17 protein-coding genes are annotated in these 22,784 nt (G+C 57.1%); 7 read left to right on the forward strand and 10 right to left on the reverse strand.

Annotated elements, in window-relative coordinates; translation table 11 throughout:
* Position 1: 1 nt before the first annotated feature.
* From alaS to aspS, 4 genes are all read right to left on the reverse strand, one after another.
* Complete coding sequence (gene alaS / locus WMQ00_RS03775) at positions 2 to 2,686, reverse strand: alanine--tRNA ligase (protein ID WP_340440677.1); 2,685 nt, start codon at positions 2,684 to 2,686, stop codon at positions 2 to 4.
* 101 nt (positions 2,687 to 2,787) lie between these two features.
* Positions 2,788 to 4,179, reverse strand: a complete 1,392-nt coding sequence (locus WMQ00_RS03780) for a replication-associated recombination protein A (RefSeq protein WP_200287433.1) — start codon at positions 4,177 to 4,179, stop codon at positions 2,788 to 2,790.
* Between the two features lie 43 nt (positions 4,180 to 4,222).
* Positions 4,223 to 5,437, reverse strand: a complete 1,215-nt coding sequence (locus tag WMQ00_RS03785; protein WP_239204067.1) for a phosphotransferase — start codon at positions 5,435 to 5,437, stop codon at positions 4,223 to 4,225.
* A 124-nt stretch (positions 5,438 to 5,561) separates the two neighbouring features.
* Positions 5,562 to 7,394, reverse strand: coding sequence for an aspartate--tRNA ligase (gene aspS / locus WMQ00_RS03790; RefSeq protein WP_023021453.1), 1,833 nt, complete (start codon positions 7,392 to 7,394; stop codon positions 5,562 to 5,564).
* A gap of 249 nt (positions 7,395 to 7,643) precedes the next feature.
* On the opposite strand from aspS, the gene ypfJ reads away from it, so the two are divergent.
* From ypfJ to WMQ00_RS03815, 5 genes are all read left to right on the forward strand, one after another.
* Entirely contained in the window at positions 7,644 to 8,522 is an 879-nt protein-coding gene (gene ypfJ / locus WMQ00_RS03795; RefSeq protein ID WP_340440678.1) for a KPN_02809 family neutral zinc metallopeptidase, read from the forward strand.
* A 717-nt stretch (positions 8,523 to 9,239) separates the two neighbouring features.
* Positions 9,240 to 10,352: an LLM class flavin-dependent oxidoreductase gene (locus WMQ00_RS03800; protein ID WP_340440679.1), complete on the forward strand. Its 1,113-nt coding sequence runs from the start codon at positions 9,240 to 9,242 to the stop codon at positions 10,350 to 10,352.
* Positions 10,353 to 10,354: 2 nt separating this feature from the next.
* A complete protein-coding gene (locus WMQ00_RS03805; protein WP_023021449.1) occupies positions 10,355 to 11,014 on the forward strand; it encodes an FMN reductase in 660 nt (219 codons plus the stop codon).
* A 177-nt stretch (positions 11,015 to 11,191) separates the two neighbouring features.
* Positions 11,192 to 12,601, forward strand: a complete 1,410-nt coding sequence (locus WMQ00_RS03810; protein WP_023027859.1) for an L-serine ammonia-lyase — start codon at positions 11,192 to 11,194, stop codon at positions 12,599 to 12,601.
* A 10-nt stretch (positions 12,602 to 12,611) separates the two neighbouring features.
* The gene (locus tag WMQ00_RS03815) at positions 12,612 to 13,187 is read left to right on the forward strand and encodes a TetR/AcrR family transcriptional regulator (RefSeq protein ID WP_023021447.1); all 576 of its coding nucleotides are present in this window, start codon (positions 12,612 to 12,614) and stop codon (positions 13,185 to 13,187) included.
* Between the two features lie 26 nt (positions 13,188 to 13,213).
* Here WMQ00_RS03815 and hisS read toward each other — a convergent pair whose 3' ends face one another.
* The 3 genes from hisS to tpx all read right to left on the reverse strand — a co-directional run bounded on the left by hisS (position 13,214) and on the right by tpx (position 15,726).
* Positions 13,214 to 14,503 (reverse strand): histidine--tRNA ligase, encoded by a 1,290-nt coding sequence (gene hisS, locus WMQ00_RS03820; protein ID WP_049360699.1) that lies wholly within the window; start codon positions 14,501 to 14,503, stop codon positions 13,214 to 13,216.
* 5 nt (positions 14,504 to 14,508) lie between these two features.
* Entirely contained in the window at positions 14,509 to 15,144 is a 636-nt protein-coding gene (locus WMQ00_RS03825; protein ID WP_200287425.1) for an MBL fold metallo-hydrolase, read from the reverse strand.
* A gap of 84 nt (positions 15,145 to 15,228) precedes the next feature.
* On the reverse strand, positions 15,229 to 15,726 hold the full coding sequence (tpx, locus tag WMQ00_RS03830) for a thiol peroxidase (RefSeq protein ID WP_200287423.1): 498 nt from the start codon (positions 15,724 to 15,726) through the stop codon (positions 15,229 to 15,231).
* Between the two features lie 142 nt (positions 15,727 to 15,868).
* Between tpx and WMQ00_RS03835 the strand changes: the two genes are divergently transcribed.
* Both WMQ00_RS03835 and WMQ00_RS03840 read left to right on the forward strand, forming a co-directional pair.
* A complete protein-coding gene (locus tag WMQ00_RS03835; protein WP_200287421.1) occupies positions 15,869 to 16,729 on the forward strand; it encodes a peptidylprolyl isomerase in 861 nt (286 codons plus the stop codon).
* Positions 16,730 to 17,082: 353 nt separating this feature from the next.
* The gene (locus WMQ00_RS03840) at positions 17,083 to 17,385 is read left to right on the forward strand and encodes a hypothetical protein (protein ID WP_200287419.1); all 303 of its coding nucleotides are present in this window, start codon (positions 17,083 to 17,085) and stop codon (positions 17,383 to 17,385) included.
* A gap of 126 nt (positions 17,386 to 17,511) precedes the next feature.
* Here WMQ00_RS03840 and WMQ00_RS03845 read toward each other — a convergent pair whose 3' ends face one another.
* The 3 genes from WMQ00_RS03845 to WMQ00_RS03855 form a co-directional block, all read right to left on the reverse strand.
* Positions 17,512 to 18,084: a DUF421 domain-containing protein gene (locus WMQ00_RS03845; RefSeq protein WP_200287417.1), complete on the reverse strand. Its 573-nt coding sequence runs from the start codon at positions 18,082 to 18,084 to the stop codon at positions 17,512 to 17,514.
* Positions 18,085 to 18,181: 97 nt separating this feature from the next.
* Complete coding sequence (locus WMQ00_RS03850) at positions 18,182 to 20,254, reverse strand: bifunctional metallophosphatase/5'-nucleotidase (RefSeq protein WP_023021440.1); 2,073 nt, start codon at positions 20,252 to 20,254, stop codon at positions 18,182 to 18,184.
* A 188-nt stretch (positions 20,255 to 20,442) separates the two neighbouring features.
* The gene (locus tag WMQ00_RS03855) at positions 20,443 to 22,731 is read right to left on the reverse strand and encodes a RelA/SpoT family protein (protein ID WP_156900699.1); all 2,289 of its coding nucleotides are present in this window, start codon (positions 22,729 to 22,731) and stop codon (positions 20,443 to 20,445) included.
* Positions 22,732 to 22,784: the final 53 nt, after the last annotated feature.

Genomic DNA, 22,784 nt, shown 5'->3' on the forward strand with positions numbered 1-22,784 from the left:
CCTACAGGGACTCGAGCATATCCTCGACGGCGGCAAAGCCGCGCTCTGCACCTGCAGCTGAAGAACCGGAGCCCTGGGCCATGTCCGGCTTACCGCCGCCGCGGCCATCAACGTACTGGCCAAATTGCTTGACGACGTCCCCGGACTTCACACCGCGTTCGACGGCCTTGTCGGTGGCTGCCACGATGAACGGGAACTTGCCCTTGTCCTGGGCGCCCAAGACGATGACGGCTTCTTCCTCGCGCAGGCGGTTACGCAGGTCCGTAGCCACGGTGCGCAGGTCCCCACCGGTGGTTCCATCCGGCAACGTCAGCGCAATAACCTTGAAACCATTGATGTCCTTGGCGGCGCCGACAAACTCGGAGGCACGCGCAGCCAGCTGCTGCTTGCGCAGGGTTTCGATTTCCTTTTCTGCTGCCTTGAGCTTCTCAGATAGCTGAGCAATGCGCTCAGGCAGGTCCTCGGTCTGCACCTTAAGCTCGCGGGAGACTCCTTCCACCAAGGCGGTTTCCTTGGAGTAGTAACGGAAGGCATCCATACCGGAGTAAGCCTCAATGCGGCGAGCGCCAGAGCCTACGGAAGATTCACCCAGCACGGAAACCGGGCCGATTTCAGCGGAGGATCCCACGTGGGTACCGCCGCATAGCTCGATGGAGAACGGTCCGCCGATTTCTACCACGCGGACTTCCTTGCCGTAGTTCTCACCAAAGAGCGCCATGGCGCCCATGGCCTTAGCCTCTTCCAAGGAGGTCTCGATGGTGTTGACGGCAAAATTGGAGTCAATTGCCTGGTTGGTAATCAAGGCAATTTCTTCCAGCTGGGCCTGGCTGAGCTGTTCGGTGTAGTTGAAGTCAAACCGTAGGTAACCCGGGCGGTTCATAGAACCAGCCTGGACCGCGGTGGGGCCAAGCACCTGGCGCAGTGCGGCGTGAATGAGGTGCGTAGCAGAGTGAGCCTGGGCAGCGCCGTGGCGCCACTGCTCGTCGACGCCCGCCTCAACCGACATGCCCAGGTCTAGGCCGCCAGCCGTAACCGTGGCTTTGTGGACCCACAGCTTCTTGCCAATCTTTTGGACGTCATTGACCTCCAGCAAGGACTCGCCGGCCACAATGCGCCCGCGATCAGCCATCTGGCCGCCCGCCTCGGCATAAAGTGGGGTGTGGTCCAAAATGACCTCGACCTCTTCACCCTCGTGGACTTCATCGACCTTTTCTCCGCCGCGGACAAGGCCGATCACGCGGGCGTCGGAAGTAAGCTCCTCGTAGCCGGTGAAGACGGTGGGGTTATTGTCTACCCAGTCGCGGTAGAGGGAAAGGTCAGTGTGCCCGTGCTTCTTGGCCTGGTTATCGGCCTTGGCGCGGCGGCGCTGCTCACCCATGGCATCGTTGAAGCCATCCATGTCCACCTCAAGGCCCGCTTCCTGGGCCATTTCCAGCGTCAAGTCGATGGGGAAACCATAGGTATCGTGCAGCTCAAAGGCCTTCTCACCAGGCAGGACCTTTGCGGTCTTCGCGCGAGAGGTGGACTTGAGCTCCTGCACGGCATCGTCGAAGAGGCGGGTTCCGGACTCCAGAGTCTTGAGGAAGGCCTTTTCTTCGTTGACGGCCACGCGCAGAATGCGCTCACGGTTGTCCGCAATCTCCGGATAAGACGGAGTCATGGTATCCATGACCGTGTTCATGAAGCGCTCCATGGTGGCACCGGTAGCGCCCAGCAGCTTGGCGGAACGGATAATGCGGCGCAGCAGGCGACGCAGGATATATCCGCGGCCCTCATTGCCCGGGGTTACGCCATCCAAGATGAGCATCATGCCGGTGCGGGAGTGGTCCGCTACCACTCGGAAGCGGATATTGTCTTCCTGAGAGGCTTTATCGCCGTAGGTGGCACCGGTAAGTTCCTCAGCTACGTCAATGACTGGACGCAGCAGGTCTGTTTCGTAGACGTTGTCTACGCCCTGCAAAATGCAGGCCACGCGCTCGATGCCAAGGCCAGTATCGATGTTCTTCTTGGGCAGCTCGCCAACGATTTCAAAATTGCCCTTACCAATGCCCTCGCCGCGTTCGTTTTGCATGAAGACCAAGTTCCAGATCTCCATGTAGCGGTTATCATCGGCAATGGGTCCGCCGTCCTTGCCGTACTCAGGACCGCGATCGAAATAAATCTCGGAGCACGGGCCACATGGTCCAGGGATACCCATGGACCAGTAGTTATCCTCCATGCCGAGGCGCTGAATGCGCTCTTCAGGAACGCCAATCTTATCGCGCCAGATTTCGGCGGCCTCATCATCATCCAGGTACACCGTCACCCACAAGCGTTCTGGGTCTAAACCAAAACCGCCCTCCTCAACGGAGCGGGTAAGCAAGGTCCAGGCATTGGTGATGGCGCCTTCCTTGAAGTACTGGCCAAAGGAGAAGTTTCCGGCCATCTGGAAGAAGGTGTTGTGGCGGGTGGTAATGCCCACCTCTTCAATATCAAGGGTGCGCACGCACTTCTGAATAGAGGTGGCTAGCCCCTTGGCAAAGGGCGGATTCTGCTGGCCCAGGAAGTAGGGCTTGAATGGAACCATGCCCGCGTTTACGAAAAGCAGGTTAGGGTCATCCAGGATCAGCGAGGCACTTGGTACCGCCTCGTGACCAGAATTGACGAAGTGCTGGGTAAACCGTTCCCGGATCTCATGAGTCTTCACGAGCAACAATCCTAACTGTATGAGCTTTCATCTTCTATCGAGAAGTTTCTAACCCGCCCAACTTTACCCTTCGCCGCACCGCAATTTCCCTTGGGTAGGTATCAGCGCGGCCGGCGAGCGTTTTTACCGAGAGAACGCTTGCCGCGAATAATGCTGCGCAAGCGGCCTATATAGTCATAAACGCGCTTTTCAGCTCCATGATCGGTGGGTTCATAATATACGGAGCCTTCCAACTCATCGGGCAGGTATTGCTGTTCTACTACGCCGCGGGGATCATCGTGGGGGTAAACATAGCCCACGGCATTTCCCATCCGCTTTGCGCCCTCGTAGTGTCCATCGCGCAGATGCGCCGGCACGTGGCCCACCTTGCCGGCGGCCACATCTGCCTGGGCCTGCGTGATGGCGGAGATTACTGATGGAGACTTCGGCGCGGTGGCCAGATGGATGGTGGCCTGCGCCAAGGGAATTCTCGCCTCCGGCATTCCGATGAGCTGTGCGGCCTCGGCCGCCGCCACAGCTACCTGGAGCGCAGTGGGATCGGCCATACCGATGTCTTCGGAGGCATGCACTATGAGCCTGCGCGCTATAAAGCGCGGATCCTCTCCCGCTTCCACCATGCGGGCTAGATAGTGCAGCGCAGCATCAACATCGGAACCACGAATGGATTTAATAAACGCAGAGACCACATCGTAGTGTTGGTCGCCGTCGCGGTCATAGCGCACGACCGCCTTATTGACGTTGTCTGTGACCGTCTGTGCGGTAATTTCCCCGCCGTCGGCGACCGCCTCGGCCGCCGCCTCCAGGTAGGTCAATGTGCGCCGCGCATCACCGCCGGCCAAAAGAACTAGCTGCTCCAAGGCCTCGTCGGCGATCCGAATCTTGCGCTCGCCCAAGCCTCGATCGCTTTCTAGCGCGCGTTTGGCGACGCCCCTTAGGTCGTCGTCGCTTAGCGAATGCAGCTGCAAAAGCAGCGAGCGCGACAGGAGCGGCGCCACAACGGAAAATGAGGGATTTTCCGTCGTCGCCGCCACGAGCAGTACGGTGCGGTTTTCCACGGCCGCGAGCAGCGCATCCTGTTGGGTTTTAGAAAATCGATGTACCTCATCGATAAAAAGCACCGTCCGGCGCCCGTGAATGAGCTCTTGCCGGGCGTGGGTGATGACCTCGCGGACCTGCTTCACGCCCGAATCGAGCGCGGATAGACCCACAAAATTCTGCCCCATCTGGCTCGCAATAAGAGAGGCAATCGTGGTCTTGCCAGTACCTGGCGGGCCATACAAAATGACAGAGGCCTCCCCTGAGCCTTCCACTAGGCGGCGCAATGGCTTGCCAGGAGCCAAAAGGTGGTCTTGTCCGACCACTTCATCCAAGCTCTGCGGGCGCATGCGCGCCGCCAGCGGCGATCCTGCGTGGGTGGCAAAGAGGTTCTTCCCAGGCAAAGACGCGGCATTGTCCCCGGGAGTGGGCCCGCCAAAGAGTGAGTCTTGAGACACTAAAAACCTACCTCCTAGCAGTGTGCGGGCACATCAAAGTTATCTATTCATCATCCAAGCGACGCGCAATTGCGCTGCCAAACTCTGCGATGGGTGCGCAGGCGGGGCCGTCGCAGCGCGCGGCATAGCGCGACAGCGCCTCAAAGGTTTCGTACAGATCGCGGCGTACCAGCAATTCATCTTCCGTAAACGGCCCGTGATCGGCCGGGCGCAAGATCGAATGCTGCGGATCGTGGAAGACCTCGGCTTCTCCCCTGACCAAGGCCACCAGCCCTTCAATGCCGCCTGCTTGCATGGTGGTCACGCTCGACAGCGCCCAGCCGATAAGTGAAGCCACGATGAGTCCATGGATCTCTTCCGGATCAGAAAACAGCGGCCACACGTCTGCTACCGCACGAGACCAGGCGGAGATAAAAATATCTGCCTCCTCGTCCGTAATCGGCTTAGAAAACAGGAACTGTGGGAAACCGGCAATAACGCAGGCTACATCGAAGCCCACATTGCGGAATCCCGCCCATTCATAATCCAAGAAGTGCAGGTGCTGCGAGACGATAATATTATCTGGAGAAAGGTCAAAGGGGGTAAAGGCCCGGTCTTTTCCGGAGGCCAAAGACCTGGCTGCTTGCCTTGCTAGCTCACGGAAGCTTTCGGGGGCTTCGAGCCCTGCCGTATCCAGCAAATCAAGGCCGATTCCGATGGAGCCTTCCAATGCCTCATCACGCACGGATTGGTGCGGGGCCAATTCCGGGTTCTTGCGCAACATGCGGCTAAGCAAGGTTTCATAATCCTGCTCATGCCCGGCGGTCCCCGCATGCATGTGGCCCAGTGCGCTGCCCAGCGAGCGCAGCACTCGGACGCGGTCGGCATCGGTGGATTGAACCAGGACATCGGCAAGCGTTTCGCCCTCTCCCAAGTCCGTCAAAACGATAATGCGCTTATCTAAATCATGAGCGAGCAGCACCGGGCCAGGGCGCACATCTTCAGATAACGCGGTAGTAAATTGATAAGCCACAACCTCACGCAGCATTGCGGCATCATCAACGCCATAGCCTGTGACCGGGTTGTATTTAATGACTACCGAGCGGTGAGGCAGGAAGGCGCCGGGGGCAATCCTTGCGCGCAGGACCATTGCATTGCCGGAGCCGTCCAAGCGCTCTACGCTCGACATCTCCGGGGTGCCACCAAAACGGCGCGACAACATCTCCGAGGCGGCCTTGATGACGTCCTCGGGCGATAGCACAGTATCGTTTTCATCCATAGTTCTATCCAGTATGCCCCCTCACACCAAAGCGGGGCCACAAGTTCGCCCGCAGCGAAAATGGCCACGGCCTACGATGTGCCCCGCACGGTGTGCCTCAGCGGCTGAGGTTCAAGCTATCTGCTTATTTCTCCTCAGCAGTCTCTCCCGCAGTGGAACCGGCCTTGTCCTGTTCCTTCTTCTTTTCCGGCTTGTAGTCTACGCCGGTTTCCTTGCGCTGTGCGGCAGGGATTGGTGCAGGGGCATCGGTAAGCGGGTCTACGCCGCCGCCGGACTTCGGGAACGCAATGACGTCGCGGATGGAGTCGAAGCCGCCCAGCAGGGAGACAATGCGGTCCCAGCCAAAGGCGATGCCGCCGTGTGGCGGGGCGCCATAAGAGAAGGCATCGAGCAGGAAGCCAAACTTCTCCTGAGCTTCCTCGTCCCCAATTCCCATGACATCAAAGACGCGCTTTTGCACGTCTTCCTGGTGGATACGGATGGAACCGCCGCCAATCTCATTGCCGTTGCAGACAATGTCATAAGCGTAGGCGGTAGCCTCGCCCGGGTTCTGGTCAAAGGAATCAATCCACTCCGGCTTCGGGGAGGTGAAGGCATGGTGGACCGCGGTCCACTTGGAGTGACCCAAAGCGACGTCACCGGACGCGGTTGCGTCGGCAGAAGGCTCGAAGAGCGGGGCATCAACAACCCACGTAAAGGCCCAGTCGCCTTCCTTGATAAGGTCCAGCTTCTTTGCAATCTCGCCGCGCGCAGCACCCAGCAGGGCACGTGAAGACTTGGTGTCGCCAGCGGCAAAGAAGATGGCATCGCCTGGCTTGGCGCCGACGTGCTCGGCGATGCCCTCGCGCTCGGCGTCGGTAATGTTCTTAGCTACCGGGCCGCCCAATGTGCCGTCCTCACCCACGGTGATATAAGCCAAGCCCTTCGCACCGCGCTGCTTAGCCCAGTCCTGCCAAGCATCAAACTGACGGCGCGGCTGGGAGGCGCCGCCCTCCATAACCACAGCGCCCACGTATTCATTCTGGAAGACGCGGAAGGTGGTGTCCTTAAAGAACTCGGTGCACTCTACAATCTTGATGTCGAAGCGCAGGTCTGGCTTATCAGAGCCGTAGTACTTCATCGCATCAGCGTAGGTCATGCGCGGGATAGGAGTCTTAATCTCGTAGCCAATGAGCTTCCACAGCTCGGTAACGATCTCTTCTGCCAAGGCGATGACATCGTCCTGGTCTACAAAGGACATCTCCACGTCCAGCTGCGTAAACTCCGGCTGGCGGTCGGCGCGGAAATCCTCATCGCGGTAGCAACGAGCAATCTGGTAGTAGCGCTCCATGCCAGCGACCATGAGCAGCTGCTTGAACAGCTGCGGGGACTGTGGCAGTGCGTACCACGTGCCTGGCTTCAAGCGCGCCGGCACCAGGAAGTCACGCGCACCCTCCGGGGTGGAACGAGTCAAGGTCGGAGTCTCAATTTCTGCAAAGTCATGAGAATCCAGCACCTTGCGGGCTGCACGGTTAGCAGCAGAACGCAGGCGCAGGGCCTTCGCCTGGCGCTCACGGCGCAGGTCCAAGTAGCGGTACTTCAAGCGAGTCTCCTCGCCTACCTCACCCGAGGTCGAAGGATCATCAACCTGGAACGGCAGCGCTGCAGATTTATTGAGCACCTCGAGATCCGCGACATTGACCTCAATCTCGCCGGACGGCAGGTTGGGGTTCTCAGAGCCTTCCGGGCGTGGCTCTACGGTACCGGTAACCTTCACGCAGTATTCGGAGCGCAGGTCGTGGGCGCGTTCTGCCACGTCAGATTCACGGAAGACAACCTGGGCGATGCCAGAGCGATCGCGCAGGTCAATGAATATCACACCACCGTGATCGCGGCGGCGGGAAACCCAACCGGTTAGGGTGACGGTCTCTCCTGCGAGTTCTTTGCGGAGCTCACCAGCTAAGTGGGTACGCAGCACTGTTGTTCAATCCCTTCTGAAAATTGTGTCACTTGCGGGTCCCGCCACGCGTAAACAGCGCGCGCCAAACCAAGCACAAGACTAGGAACGTGCACAATCCTACATCCCTACCGGTACATGCAGCGTAGTAAGGTAGACGCAGCACCGCCCCGAAAGCGGAAAAGGTTGCTTCCTCCCCCTGTTTCCTTGCCCCCTTGTGTACCCATCTTCATCCTGTGTTTTAAGGGGGCCATGTGGCACTATTTAGACATGACTTTTAGATCTGGTGCCGATTTCGGCGGCAAGGAAACTCGTTCCGGTGGCGGCGGCGGTGGCATCGCCATCGGCGGTGGCGTCGGCTCGATTGTTTTGCTTGGCCTTTTCTTCCTACTTGGCGGTAACCCCTCAGACTTGGGCGCGATTTTAGGCAACGAACAGTCTCAGTCCGATGGCGCCGCGCAGGGCGATAGCCCAGAATGCAAAACTGCAGAAGATGGCAATACCAAAGATGAATGCCTGGTAGAGTTCACCGGCCGCAGCGTGGACAACGTTTGGTCCAAGGTGCTGCCAGAACAGGCAAATATCCAATACACCGAACCGGAGCGCGTGGTCTTCCACGGTGGCGTTAATACCGGATGCGGCGCGGCATCCTCTTCTACCGGCCCCTTCTATTGCCCACGCGATGAGTCCGCCTACTTCGATACCGAGTTCTTTGATTCCCTGCGCAATTTCGGCGCGGAAAATGCCCCTTTGGCCCGCATGTACATCGTGGCCCACGAGTTTGGCCACCACATTCAAAACCTGGAGGGCACCCTCGGCTTGTCGGACTATAACAACCCCGGCGCCGATTCCAACGCCGTAAAGATCGAGCTGCAGGCTGACTGCTACGCCGGGCTGTGGGCCTCCTACGCCGACAAGGGTGACAACCCCTTGCTAGAGCCCATTACCAAAGAACAGGTCTCGGATGCTGTCGCCGCTGCCCAAGCGGTGGGCGATGACAATATTCAACGCCGTTCCGGCGGCCAGGTCCAGCCTGACTCCTGGACCCATGGCTCTTCTGAACAACGCGAGAAGGCATTCCTCGCTGGCTATAACTCCGGCAAGATGTCCCAGTGCGACACCTTGGAGCGCGGCGCTTACCGCGGCTAAAAACTACTTTTGGCCGCCGCCTATCCTCTAAGAGCCAAGACCGACTCTCCACCTCCGCTAGCCATACCGACTGTGCCGGGGCTAGCGGATTTTCTTATCCCTATCCCAGGGCGCTGCAAGCACTCCGCGCTTGGCGACGCCCTCCCTTTCCACCTTTCTCCACACTGGCACCTATCACCATTCACCGAGCTAGTGCATTCTTGGTCGCTTTCATGACCTTAAAACCCTGCGCTCCATTGTGAACGCAAAGAACTCCTTTCCCACGCCCGCTATTACAAATCAGAGCTCATCGCTCAGCCGCACGCAGCAGTGGTACAGCAGATTTCCACCCTCCGGGACATAGTGGTGTCCCCTCCCGAGACCCTTCGCGTCCTGCAGCCGCATCGATGGGTCGCCGCGGATTTCAGCGATAAGCACAAACTCGATGCCGCCGACAGTGCGGATAGAGCGAGGTATCAAGAGCCCAGCGATCGCGCCATCTTTCTGGCCCGCACGGTAAGTGTGCAGGAACCGATGGATTGCCCATCAGAAACCGATAGCCTGGGGAACCGCCCGTGCGCAGCCGTCATCACAGAACACGGCAAAGTAAATGAGACTCCGCTGTGGTTGGTTGCACCGGCGGACCTACCGGTACTAATGGATGCCCTAGAATGGGAATGATTCGCCAGCCGTTCACACTGCGTCTTTTACCCCTGGGCACCGCAGAGAAAGGTAACCATGCACTTCGGCATCTTCAGTATCGGGGATTTAACCACTGACCCCAACTCAGGAAAAACTCCCTCTGAGGCCGAGCGCATCCGCAACTTAACGGAGATTGCACTCAAGGCCGAGGAGGTAGGCCTTGATGTCTTTGCCACCGGCGAGCACCACAACCCGCCCTTCGTGCCGTCCTCACCTACCACGCACTTGGCCTATATCGCCGCGCAGACTAAGCGCTTGCAGCTCTCGACTGCAACGACTCTTATTACTACAAATGACCCGGTCAAGATCGCAGAGGACTATGCCTTCCTGCAGCACCTTGCACAAGGACGAGTAGACCTCATGCTGGGCCGCGGAAATACGGGCCCGGTCTATCCGTGGTTTGGCAAGGATATCCAGCAGGGCATTTCCTTGGCTATTGAAAATTATCACCTGCTGCGCAGGCTCTGGCGCGAGCCAGTTGTTAATTGGCAAGGAAAGTTCCGCACAGGCTTGGAAGGGTTTACCGCCACCCCGGCGCCGCTGGATGGAATTCCACCCTTTGTCTGGCACGGCTCAATTCGTTCGCCGCAAATTGCCGAGCAAGCTGCTTATTACGGCGATGGTTTCTTCCATAACAATATCTTTTGGAATAAGGAACACACTGCTCAGATGGTAGATCTCTACCGCCGTCGTTTTGCAAGCTACGGCCACGGCCAAGCGGACCAAGCGATTGTAGGCCTTGGTGGCCAGGTCTTTATCGGCGATACCGAGCAAGAGGCTAAAGATTTCTTCCGCCCCTACTTCGACAATGCCCCGGTCTATGGACACGGCCCCAGCCTCGAAGAATTCACGGCCCAGACCCCATTGACCGTTGGCACCGTGGAGCAAGTAATTGAAAAGACCCTCAGTTTTGCTGACTGGGCCGGGGACTACCAGCGTCAGCTTTTCCTCATCGATCATGCCGGGCTACCGCAAGAAGTAGTCCTCGAGCAGATAGAAATCCTTGGCACCCAAGTAGTCCCCGAGCTGCGACGACGCTTTGAACAACGCCGTCCCAGCCACGTTCCTTCTCACCCGCCGACGCACGCTAGCTTGCTCGCTGAGCCCAATTCTTCTCACCTGCAGGTCAGCCCTGGAAAGGAACACTAGTTATGCGCTCCCTACTCGTTATTTCAGCTGGCTTATCGCAACCGTCTTCCTCTCGCCGGCTGGCAGACATGCTTGCAGAGGCTACCCGCGCCAAAATCTCCGCGCGCGGTGAAGGGACCCAGATCGACGTCATTGAGATTCGCGATCTGGCTTTCGAACTAGCTACTGCCATGACAGATCGGACTGCGTCGACGCCGGAGTTGGCCCGGGCCCAAGAGTGCATTGCTCAGGCCGATGGACTTATTGCCGTCACCCCTGTATTTCAGGGAAGCTACTCAGGCCTCTTCAAGATGTTCTTTGATACCTTGAAGCCCCATGCACTAGACGATCTTCCCACCATTATCGCAGCTACAGCTGGTTCTTCGCGCCACTCCCTAATTTTGGATTACGCGCTTCGCCCACTGTTTAATCAACTCCACGCAAATATCGTGCCAACGGGAGTTTTTCAGGCTGCGGAAGACTTGGGCACTCCAGAAGGAGAACGCATTGTCACCCGCATTGAACGCTCTGCCATTCAGCTAGCTGACCAAATGGTTGCCCCCAGGGACAGGGTGTCTGGAATCGCTGGCGAGCTGGAGGGGTTGGGTGGCCGTTCTACTGTGCGGCTAGCCAAGGAGAACTTCATCCCCTTGGGAAAGCTCCTGAATGGATACGGCGACTAGGCCACAGGCCGCGGTCTGTACTTCGCATAGGCGGCGATTGATAGAAGGTGTGACTTTCGCTACGCTGGGCACAGAAAATTTGCCTCTCCCCTCGCTTCCGGCTTTGCCCCTTGATACGAGAAAAGCCCCTAGGAGCCAAACACATATCCACCCAGAAAGGTTCGGCACAGCTTAACTATGACAATTAGCGTCACGGACATCTTCTCCATCGGCATCGGCCCGTCCTCTTCGCACACCGTTGGGCCTATGCGCGCGGCTAAGCAATTCCTCGATTCCCTCGAGAAGCACCCGGCGAAGGTGTATACCGAGTTGCGTGGTTCTCTTTCCGCCACTGGCCGCGGGCATGCCTCTGACCGCGCGGTCATCCTCGGTCTCGCTGGCTGGGATCCACTGAGCGTGCCTATCGACGCCGAGCCGCACGCAGGTGGATTTATCCCCAGTGAAGGATCCATTTCTGGCCCCCGCGGCACGGTGGACTATGAGATCGTCTTTGATAACGAGCCACTTCCTCAACACCCCAATGGCATGATTTTTAGTGCTTGGGACGAAAGTGGCAACCTCATCGCAGAAAAAGAAGAGTACTTTTCTGTCGGCGGCGGCTTTATTCTCTCTCGCTCCGAGCTTGATGCAGAAGTCGCCGAAAGCAATGAGGTGCCCGCTGGCGTAGCCGCAGCGCAGGTTGATGACACCGTTCCTTATCATTTCACCACGGGCGAAGAATTGCTCAATCTGTGCGAGGCTCATGACAAGGCAATCTGGGAGATTGTGCTAGCCAACGAAGAAGCCTTGCACCGTGACGAGGGCGGCGCCGAATTCGTTTTGCGGCACCTTGATCTGGTCTGGGACATCATGCGGGAGTGTGTGACCGAAGGTATTTCCACCAAGGGCCTACTACCGGGAGGGTTGCGTGTGCCGCGTCGCGCCCCAAAGATGTACGCCCAGTTGCTGGAAAATCAGGATGACACCAGCTGCGGTTTCTCCGCCATGGAGTGGGTTAACCTCTATGCCCTCGCAGTCAATGAGCAAAACGCGGCCGGTGGCCGCGTCATTACCGCACCGACCAATGGTGCGTGCGGCATCATTCCAGCGGTACTGCATTACGCGCGCGATTTCCGCGCAGACTTCACCCGTTCTACCGCCCGGCGCTACCTATTGACCGCCGGTGCTATCGGCATGATCATCAAAGAAAATGCGTCCATCTCGGGAGCTGAGGTGGGCTGCCAAGGCGAGGTAGGTTCCGCCTCCGCTATGGCCGCTGCGGGTATGGCAGAGCTGCTCGGCGCTACTCCGGCGCAGGTAGAAAATGCCGCGGAGATCGCATTGGAGCATAACTTGGGCCTGACCTGCGACCCAGTTGGCGGATTGGTGCAGATTCCGTGCATCGAACGCAATGCGATCGGTGCGGTTAAATCCATCAATGCCGCACGCATGGCCAAGATGGGCGAAGGCACTCATCATGTGACCTTGGATAATGCAGTGCAAACTATGGCAGAGACCGGCCGCGATATGCTCTCCAAATACAAGGAAACCTCCCTGGGCGGATTGGCTAAGACCATGGGCTTTAGTGTGTCCCAGGTGGAGTGCTAAAACAGACTCCATGCGCGCAGATGCCCTTCACCGCCGCACAGCTATTATTGCCGCGGCGTGTCAGTTATTCCGATCCCACGGCGATAATGTCGCTTTGGATAAGGTAGCCGCACAGGCCGGGGTGAGTGTAGCCACCGTCTATCGCAACTTCCCTAACCGCGCGAGCCTTATCCGCGCTTGCGCAGAATATATGGGCGATGCCTTTGCGAGGTTCCAACAGCGTCTCATCGCTGACTTTGAGGATCCTAAGCATTCCGGCAATGATTATGTCCGCGCCTATGCCACCCATATCCTTACCATGGAGCTTAATACCCTTATCCCTGCCTTCATCCCCCAGGATTTGGATTCTCTGAGCCCCGAGCTAACCGCTCAGCGTGATCTCTTGGAGAGCAATGGGCGCAGGTTTATTGAGCTTGGGCAACAGCACGGCGAGATCGGACCCGGAGTCACCCACCTCGAATTCATTGTGGGACTCCTGAGTCTGGCGCGGCCCCGCGAGGTCGATGTTGAGGCCTACCAACCCGACCTGCAAGAAAAGATTATTGATCTTTACCTGGCGGGCATTAAAAGAGGGCACCGCGCCTAAGCGCGATGCCCACCAGCTACAGAAACTTAAGCCTCGCCGTGCATTTCGCGTGTAAGGACGGAAACTAGGTCAGAGACATTGACGTCGTGCTGCTCGTGCGCGGCTAGGTCCTTGAGCGCAACGGTGCCGTTTTCTAGCTCCTGCTCGCCCAGTACCAGAGCGAAGCGCGCACCTGCGCGGTCCGCACCCTTCATCGCGCCCTTGAGGCCACGGTCTCCAAAAGACATATCCGCGGAAATGCCGGCTTTGCGGAGATCATTGATAAGAGTGGTCATGGTGCGCTTTGCAGAGGCACCCAGCGCCACGCCAAAGACGTCCACGCGAGAATCTACGCCTTCTAGGGTGATGCCCTCGGCTTCAAGAGCCAGCAGGGCGCGGTCGACGCCCAAGCCATAGCCGATGCCGGATAGGTCTTGGCCTCCTAGCTGGGCCATCAGTCCGTCGTAGCGTCCACCGCCACCGATACCTGACTGCGCACCAAGGCCGTCGTGGACGAACTCGAAGCAGGTCTTAGTGTAGTAATCCAGTCCGCGCACCATGCGCGGATTAATCTCATAAGCTACGCCCATATCATCCAACATGCCGGTTACGGTCTCGAAATGCTCGCGGCATTCCGCATTAAGGTGGTCGAGCATCAAGGGGGCATCGACAAGCTGCTCTTGGACCTCCGGACGCTTATCATCCAGCACACGCAGAGGATTGATCTCAGCACGGTGGCGGGTCTCTTCATCCAAATCGAGCTTAAAGAGGAACTCCTGCAGCTTCTCCCGGTAAGCCGGGCGGCAATTGCGATCGCCTAAGCTGGTGAGCTCGAGGCGGAAGCCGCTGAGCCCCAGCGCGCGGAAGGAACGGTCTGCCAAAGCAATGACCTCGGCGTCTAGCGCGGGATCGTCGACACCAATTGCCTCCACGCCCACCTGCTGGAGCTGGCGGTAGCGGCCGGCTTGCGGGCGTTCGTAGCGGAAGAACGGACCAAAATAGTTAAGCTTCACGGGCAGTTGGCCACGGTCCAAGTTGTGCTCGATGACAGAACGCATCACGCCGGCGGTGCCCTCTGGGCGCAAAGTAACGGAGCGGTCACCGCGATCGGCGAAGGTGTACATCTCTTTAGATACCACGTCGGTGGACTCGCCTACGCCACGAGCAAAGAGTGCGGTGTCTTCAAAAATGGGCAGCTCAATGTGCTGGAAGCCGGAGAGATGTGCCTGCTCCACCATGGTCTGGCGCACCTTATAGAATGCGGCCGACTGCGGTGGGAAATAGTCTGGGACACCTTTAGGAGCGGACAGGGCCTGAAACTGCTTTTTATTACTCACGGGTATTACAGTACCTCCCTCAATGTAGCGAAGAAGGGATTGGTCGCCCTCTCCTTACGCATGGTTGTGGTGGGACCATGGCCGGGCAGAATGTCGAGGTTATCCGCCAAACTCCATACTGGTCCCGCGAGGGACTTCTGCATGGCTTTGGGATCCGAGTGAGGTAGGTCGGTGCGACCAATGGCACCGGCAAAGAGCACATCACCAGTTAAGGCAAAGTCCTCAGCGACGATCATGGTGCATCCCGGAGAATGCCCGGGTGCGTGCTTCAAGCTGAAGGTGTGGCCGAGGAGTTCTAGGGTTGCTCCGTCTTGTAGCTCGCGCACGTCGTTGATGGGGGTCATATGGGCGGCGTCGAAAAGCTCCTGTGCCTGGGGCGAAACACCTTCGCCGCTGGCGAGCATAAACTTGTCAGCGGGGTGGATATAAACAGGGATATCGAGCTTTTCGGCAAGGGATCCGGCGTCGCGGGTGTGGTCAATGTGGCCGTGGGTAAGCACGATAGCCTCATAGTCCAAGTCATGCTCTAGGACTTTTTCCATCGCATCCATGCCGGGATCGACGATAAAGGCGCGACGGCCCTCCGCAATCACATAGGTATTGGTCTGAAAGGGACCGGCAGTAAAACCGAAAATTTCCATACCCACCACCCTAGCTGCCCAGATAATAAAGAGCCGTCCGGCCCCGTCTTCGTAGATGAACCTCGACCAGCAACGCCGTGAGGCCTAGCTCAAAACATCCCACACCTTCTCGTAGTCAAGCTGGGTGACAACACCTGGAACCATTTGTGTGTGCATCACCCGGTGATTTTCATCGGCCACGACCACGGAGCGGGCAAGGAGGCCTTCCAATACGGAATCGCGTACGGTCACGCCGAACTTCTCTCCAAAATCCGATCGAAATGCGGAGGCGGCGATGACATCAGCAATGCCTTCCGCAGCGCAAAAACGCTTGAGGGTAAAAGGCAAGTCACGAGAAACGCAAAGAAGCTTAGTGTTATCTAGCTGCGCAACCTGCTCATGGAAACGGCGCAGTTGCTCCTGGCAGGAAGGGGTTTCGATAGAGGGAAAGATGGAGATAATAAGGCGCGTGCCCGCGAAAGTCTCATTGTTAATCTGACTCAGGTCCGTACCGATGAGTTCGAATTCGGGCAGCGGGTCTCCCACTGCGGGAAGTTCACCAACGGTGGGTGTTGGCGGGTCGATAAAATCTGGTTCAACCATAGAAACCAGAGTACTTATGACTTGGCTCAATAGCCATTGACTAGCCCGATTTACGTGCCCACGCTTTCTTCGAAGTATGGAACCGCTAAACTCGGTCAGGTTGAATCATGCCACCGAAAATCGCTAGAAAGGTTGACTCCCGGTGCCAAATAATAAAAAGCGCGGCGAAGAGGCGCTGAGCAAGCTCGAGCGCGAGCTAAAATCCCGCGAACGCAAGCAAAAGACACGCCCGCTGGGCGTTGTCTTCGCGTCCCTCGTAGTAATCCTCGCCCTGGTAGGCGGTATTTACTACTTGTCGACCCGCGAAGGCGACGATGAGAAGGTACAGGCTGAGGAGTCCTCCGCAGCTGAGACCTCGCAGCAAACCCCACAGGCACAGCCCGTTGCAGATAAGCGTGCAAAGGCTCTGCCGGATACCGTGACCTGTAAGTACGAGGACACCGGTCAAGATTCCAATGGTGCGACTAAGCCGAATGGAAAGGATATTTCCACCAAGGGCACCGTTACCGTTTCCTTTGAGACTTCTCAGGGCACCATTGAGATGGAGATGGATCGTGCCAAGGCGCCGTGTGCCACCAACGCAATTTCTGAGTTGGCAAAGTCTGGCTACTACGACAACACCGTTTGCCACCGTATGACCTCGGGTGGTCTCAACGTCTTGCAGTGTGGCGATCCGACCGGTTCCGGTTCCGGCGGCCCTGGCTTCAGCTTCGCTGATGAGTACCCCACCGACGAGGTGGATGAGAAGGATGCCCAGAACCCCGTTATCTACCCGCGCGGCTCCGTCGCCATGGCAAATAGCGGTCCAGACACCAATGGTTCTCAGTTCTTCCTCAACTATGACGATTCTGAGTTGACCCCGAACTACACCTACTTCGCCACCATTACCGATGAAGGTATGAAGACGATGGACAAGATTGCCAAGAACGGTGTCGAAGGCGGCCAGCCAGACGGCAAGCCAGCAAAGGAAGTCAAGATCAAGAAGGCAACCGTCAAGGCCTAGGCGCTTTAAAAGCCCTGCTTGGCGACGCCTCCCCCTGCCACCACCGCACACCCCCTAACGGGGGCAAGGGTTAAGCCCCGCACATTCGTCACTTTCACAACGTACGGACGCGCCGGGGCTTTTACTTTCCTTAATTTAACCTGAGCCTGAATATGAGCCCTTAGCTGCAGAAACACTAAGCCTCTAAAATTCCCCTAGTTCACACTAGCCACAAGAGTAAACTTGCAGCACACAGCAGACTTTCAGATATTTCAGCGAGTAAACAGAGACCTGCCAATACTGTTGCGGAAGCCTGTCAGCCTGTCTAGTATTTGAAACGTCTTTGAACGCACCAAGCTTGTTAGGAATCAAAAATGAAGCTTTTCTCCCGCAAGGCACTCGTTGCCGGCGCAACCGCTCTGTCCATGACCTTCGCTGGCACCACCGTTGCTACCGCTGCCGAGACCACTCCAGCGTCCTCCACCGAGAACAAGGAGTCCGCCGCTGCGACCACCACCAATGGCGCTGAGCCGACCGAGGAGGGTTCCTCCATCAAGGATATGGATCCTAAGGAAATCAAGGCTTGGATCGGCGTTGTTACCTCCGTCATCGGCGCTCTGGGCACCCTGTTCGCCTTCGCAAACAAGTACCTCGACCTGCCTTTCGGCAACAAGTAAGGTCACCGCTTCATAGCGATTCTTAAGCCGCTGCATTCCAAATGGGAATGCAGCGGCTTTTTTGTAGGCTTTTGAGCAATCGGAAGAACTGCTCGACGCTAGTGCTTTCGAGTCTTAGGAATGCTTCTAGGACTCTTTGGCGTCTTCAATGTACTCGGACCCTACGAGGTCTTTGAAAAGCTCTGGATCGATTGTTTGACCGACCCTGATGACAGAGATATGACCCGTGGGCTCCAGGATCATAATCTGTACGTCCTGCATACGGCTAATGCCTGCCTTGCGGGCAGCAGAATAGATATCTGACTTAGTAATATGTGCCAGGTTCAAGTTATCCTCAACCATTTTCCCGCGAAATACTAGGAGAACTGGGCGCCGGTCAAGAAAGCGAGTCCACTTCACCACTTTGCGGATAGTACCGAACGCGGCCTCTAGAGCCATCAGAGTAGTCAAACCGATTACGCCGGCGGCCAGGGTCGGTGGATTACCCACAATGACACGGCCTGCAACCGCGCCGAACATAATGATGATGATGGCATCTGAGGCCGTCATGGAAGTAAGGACCCGGGAGCCAAATATCTTCACTAGGACCATGAAGGATAGATAAATGCCCAAAGTGGCCAATACGACAACGGGGATACGGTGCCATTCAATGCCTAGTTGATAGGTAATTTCGCGCAGGAAGAGGTCTAGAGTATCCACGGTTGATTAGGTTACCTGGCTGCTGCACGGCATACAGAAAAGGCGGAGCGATACTCCCCCGTTCAGGAAGAACCGCTCCGCCTAGCGCCGTGATGGCTTAGAGGTGGAATTGCTTGCGCAGGTCCTCAATCATCTTGCGCGCTGGGGCAGGAAGAATCTGCGGGTTCATACCCACAACCGCAACACCAGCTACCAGCGCCGCAACAATGGCAAATACTGCGCTGCCCATGGAAGAACCGTTAGAGGACAAGGAGGAACCCTTCGGCTCGGGCTTAGCACCCGGCTCCTGGGAGCCCTCGCCGCTTACCTCGATAGGCAGAGTTGCCTTTGTGCCGGCGTCAGTGGTGATTTCGAGGTTTTGCTTGCCGCTGAGGTTTTCTGGAACGGTGAGCTTTACCGTTGCACGTCCGCGCTCGCCAAATTGCGCATCGCCTTCCTGGGCAGCGTTGTCGATGTCGACGGTCTGCTCAGCGTCACCCAACTTCACGGTTGCCTTCTTGGCAATCGGCTCACCCTCGGTGGAGTAATTAAGGCTAGACAGATTGACGGTAATTTCCTTACCCGGCTTCACCTCACCTTCAACGTGGGCACCGATTTGACCTTGTCCGGTGCGGACCTCAGATTCACCCGACTTGATGTAGTCAATCATGGCCTGAGTGTCCATGTAGCCCACATCGTTTTTGTCCTTGATGGAACCAGCGTTGAAATAGCCATCGCCGCCGGCTTCTTCGTCACTAGAAGCAAGGAAGGACGACAACGCGATGGAATAATCCTTCTTCGGGTCAATCTGTTCGCCGTTGATGGTCACGGACTTTACCCGCTCACCCTTATTGGCCTTCTGGTCGTAGACCACCTGCACATTATTGGAAAGCCCCATGGCCAAGCGCGGACGGCTGCCTTCCTGCCACTGGTTTTCCAAAGCATTGATGAACTCCTCGCCGGAAATCTTTGCGGTAATCACGGAGTTACCAAACGGCTGCACCTCAAAGATGTCCTTGTAGGTAACGTCGCCACCCTTCAGGTCAGCACGCACACCACCGGCGTTCATGACACCGATCTCGATATCCTTACCTACCTGCTTGCTCATGGCATAGCGTTGGCCATCTGCGATGAAGTTATTGAGGGTGGATTCTACGCCACGGTTGGAGCCTGCCTCTGCGCCTTTGTCAGAGCCACGGAACAGGTCCTGCTTGACGTTTCCTGCAGTCTTGGAGCCTTCTACCTCGGCTTCCTTTTGTGCCTTTTCCACCACAGCTGCAATGCCAGCGTCCGGCTCGACAGCGGTAGCGTCGGTAGCATCGTACTGGCTGAGTTTGATGTCGGTTACCTTCTTGGCGGACTTGTCAAAGGTAATGTCGACGTCGTTAAGCAACTTGCCATACTCATGCCCCTGCGCCCATTGCAACGGGAGTGCACCTTCGCGCGGGACTTCGCCCTTGGTGCGCTGGTGAGTATCGCCGCCGAAAAGCACGTCTACGTCTTTACTGAAGCCCTCGGCATATTCTTGGGCATCCTCGTGGAAAAGGGCGACAACAACGTCCGCTTCGCCGGACTCCTTTAGCCGGGCGGCCTCTTCATTGGTTGCCTTTACTGGATCCGTGAAGGTAACGCCCGGGATCTTGGCCGCAGATACCTTGTACTTGGTATTTTCCGTCACGGTTCCGACATAGCCCACCTTGACGCCGTCCACGTCTTCAACGTGAGAAGGCTTAAGCAAGGGCTTGCCGTCTTTCAGCACGTTGGCACCCAAGATGGGATACGTGGAGTTCGGCTGAATGCGCTCGGTTAGATCCTCGGTGCCCTTATCAAACTCGTGGTTGCCCACTGCGGATACCTTCATGCCCATCTGATTGAGAGCCTCAAGGGTGTACTTGTCATCAGAAATTGCAGATACAAAGGCAGAGCCGCCTACGTTATCGCCCGAAGAAGTCAGGTTGAATTCCTGACCTTCATTCACCTGCTTGATTAGGGACTGCAAACGAGCCACGCCAATTTCATCGCCGGCCTTTGCTGGGTCGCCGATCTTGTCCTCCAAGTGACCGTGAATATCGGTGATATTGGTGACAGAGATGGTGGTCTTGTTTTCTTGTGCGACCGCCTGCGCGCCGGAGAGAGCTACAGCGGATACGGTAGTGGCGGCCACAAGTTGGCCGATGCGGCGAAACTGCATTGAAATACTCCTAGATTGTAGAAAGCAACAGGATAATTTATATCGCTTTACTAACAACTTGGCAGGAGAAACTAAGCTCGCTTGCTGGGGATTTACCTGGCAGAAGCCGAAAATTCATACACTGGTAACCAGCCCGAAGCCTTCGCGTTGCTTGCCCCGCCCCTCCTTGAGGGTAAGGAGAAAGCGCGCTAAGCAGTTACTCGGTAAACGTCGAAGACGCCTTCCGTATTGCGCAAGGTCGTCATTAACGTGCCCAGCTGCTTGGTGTCTGACACCGAGAACGTAAACCTAACCGTCGCAATGTGGTCATCTCCCCGGTTGGAGTTCATAGTCAAAACGTTGATGTTCTCATCACTCATAACGCGGGTGAGCTCTGAAAGAAGGCCTTGCCGGTCAAGGGCTTCCAATTGCAACGTCGCAGAGAAAGCACCGGTAGCGGAGGTCCCAGAAGACCAGGCCACCTCTAGCATGCGCTCGGGTTCTGCTTTGAGCTTTTCCGCGTTGGTGCAGTCGGCTCGGTGCACTGATACTCCGCCGCCTCGGGTTACGAAACCAAAGATGGTATCGCCTGGTACAGGCTGGCAGCATTTGGCGAGCTTGGCCATTACATCAGGGCTGCCCTCCACCAAGATGCCGGTGCCCGATGCGGAGTCCTCGGTGTGCTGGGCACGGGAATTTTCAATCTCAGACAGCGGCGTGCGCGAGGCCAAAGTGTCAATTGCATCGTCCTGGTCCCCAAACATGGCAACCAATTGATTGGCAACATGTTGCGCAGATACTTGGCCCGCGCCGATGGCGGTATACAGCGAATCGACATCAGCGTGGTGCAGCTGCTCCGCCACCTGCTTCATAGATCTGGCGGTAAACAGGCGGTGCATCGGCAGGCCGCCTCGCTGGACCTCAGTGGCTAGGGCATCTCGCCCTGCCTCCAAATGTTCTTCGCGGCGCTCTTTGGCAAACCACTGCCGTACCTTGGTCTTAGCGCGTGCAGATACCAGAAAGTCCTGCCAATCACGGGACGGGCCTGCGTTAGGGTCTTTAGAAGTAAAGATCTCAACCTTGTCACCGGATTTTAGCTTCGATTCCAGTGCTACCAGCTTGCCATTGACCTTGGCACCGATACACCTATGCCCCACTTCGGTATGTACTGCATAGGCAAAGTCCACCGGAGTAGAACCTGCGGGCAGATTTACTACGTCACCCTTAGGGGTAAAGGCAAAGATTTGCTTAGCGGTAAGGTCATAGCGCAAGGAGTCTAGGAACTCATTAGGGTCAGCTGCTTCCTTCTGCCAGTCCAGAAGTTGGCGCATCCACGCCATCTGGTCCACTTCTTCTTGGTGGCCCGAGTTTTTGCCCTTGGTTTCCTTGTAGCGCCAGTGAGCGGCCACGCCGAATTCGGCATTGTAGTGCATCTCGTGGGTGCGTACCTGGACCTCCAGCGTGGCACCACCATCGCCTAGCACTGTGGTGTGCAGCGATTGATAGACACCAAATCGCGGCGAAGAAATATAGTCCTTAAAGCGCCCGGGCAGAGCTTGGTAGATCGAGTGAACCACGCCAATTGCGGCATAACAGCTATTGACATCCTCTACTAGGATGCGGATACCCACTAGGTCAAAAATCTCTGCAAAGTCGCGGCCACGTACGATCATCTTTTGGTAGATGGACCAGTAGTGCTTTGGCCGGCCCATAACCTCAGCTTCAATGCCGTTTTCCTTCAATGCCGCACTAACTTGGCTAATGATCTCTTTGAGCGCGCGGTCACGCGAGGGGGCGCGGTCTGCCACCATGCGCACAATCTCGTCGTACTTTTTGGGGTACAGGATGGCAAAGGATAGGTCCTCCAGCTCCCACTTCACACTGGCCATGCCTAAGCGGTGAGCTAATGGAGCGATAACCTCGAGGGTTTGGCGCGCCTTTTTGGCCTGCTTTTCGGGCGGGAGGAACCGCATCGTACGCATATTGTGCAGGCGGTCGCTTACCTTAATGACCAAGACGCGCGGGTCAGTGGCCATGGCTACGATCATCTTGCGGATGGTTTCCGCCTCTGCGGCCGAGCCCAGCGCCACCTTATCCAACTTCGTCACACCGTCAACCAGCCGGGCCACCTCGGGGCCGAAATCCCTGGTGAGGTCGTCTAAGGAGTAGTCCGTATCCTCCACCGTATCGTGCAAGAGCGCTGCCACGATGGTGGTGGTGTCCATACCAATTTCCGCAGCGATCGTAGCAACGGCAAGTGGGTGGGTGATATAAGGTTCTCCAGATTTGCGGAAAACCCCTTCATGCAGACGCTCGGCGGTGTTATAAGCACGATTGAGCAGGTCTGAGTCGGCCTTAGGGTGAAACTTGCGGTGGATGGACATCAGCGGGTCCAGCACCGGATTCACCCTGACTCGGCCGCCTGTGAGCGAACGGGCAAGGCGAGCCGACATGCTACGCATACCGCCGCCGGTCTGGCGCTTTACGGGTTTATCCATGGCCATTTCTACCGCCCTTCACAGTGCCACGGGCCATATTGGCCTCATATTCG

This window comes from Corynebacterium sp. KPL2825 (assembly GCF_037908445.1).
Taxonomy (GTDB): domain Bacteria; phylum Actinomycetota; class Actinomycetes; order Mycobacteriales; family Mycobacteriaceae; genus Corynebacterium; species Corynebacterium kefirresidentii.

Coding starts and splice junctions, on each gene's coding strand:
- WMQ00_RS03810 (WP_023027859.1), top strand. CDS start 11,192: ATGACAATTAGCGTCACGGACATCTTCTCCATCGGCATCGGCCCGTCC.
- WMQ00_RS03800 (WP_340440679.1), top strand. CDS start 9,240: ATGCACTTCGGCATCTTCAGTATCGGGGATTTAACCACTGACCCCAAC.
- WMQ00_RS03815 (WP_023021447.1), top strand. CDS start 12,612: ATGCGCGCAGATGCCCTTCACCGCCGCACAGCTATTATTGCCGCGGCG.
- ypfJ (WP_340440678.1), top strand. CDS start 7,644: ATGACTTTTAGATCTGGTGCCGATTTCGGCGGCAAGGAAACTCGTTCC.
- WMQ00_RS03785 (WP_239204067.1), bottom strand. CDS start 5,437: ATGGATGAAAACGATACTGTGCTATCGCCCGAGGACGTCATCAAGGCC.
- WMQ00_RS03850 (WP_023021440.1), bottom strand. CDS start 20,254: ATGCAGTTTCGCCGCATCGGCCAACTTGTGGCCGCCACTACCGTATCC.
- WMQ00_RS03840 (WP_200287419.1), top strand. CDS start 17,083: ATGAAGCTTTTCTCCCGCAAGGCACTCGTTGCCGGCGCAACCGCTCTG.
- WMQ00_RS03825 (WP_200287425.1), bottom strand. CDS start 15,144: ATGGAAATTTTCGGTTTTACTGCCGGTCCCTTTCAGACCAATACCTAT.
- WMQ00_RS03855 (WP_156900699.1), bottom strand. CDS start 22,731: ATGGATAAACCCGTAAAGCGCCAGACCGGCGGCGGTATGCGTAGCATG.
- tpx (WP_200287423.1), bottom strand. CDS start 15,726: ATGGTTGAACCAGATTTTATCGACCCGCCAACACCCACCGTTGGTGAA.
- WMQ00_RS03805 (WP_023021449.1), top strand. CDS start 10,355: ATGCGCTCCCTACTCGTTATTTCAGCTGGCTTATCGCAACCGTCTTCC.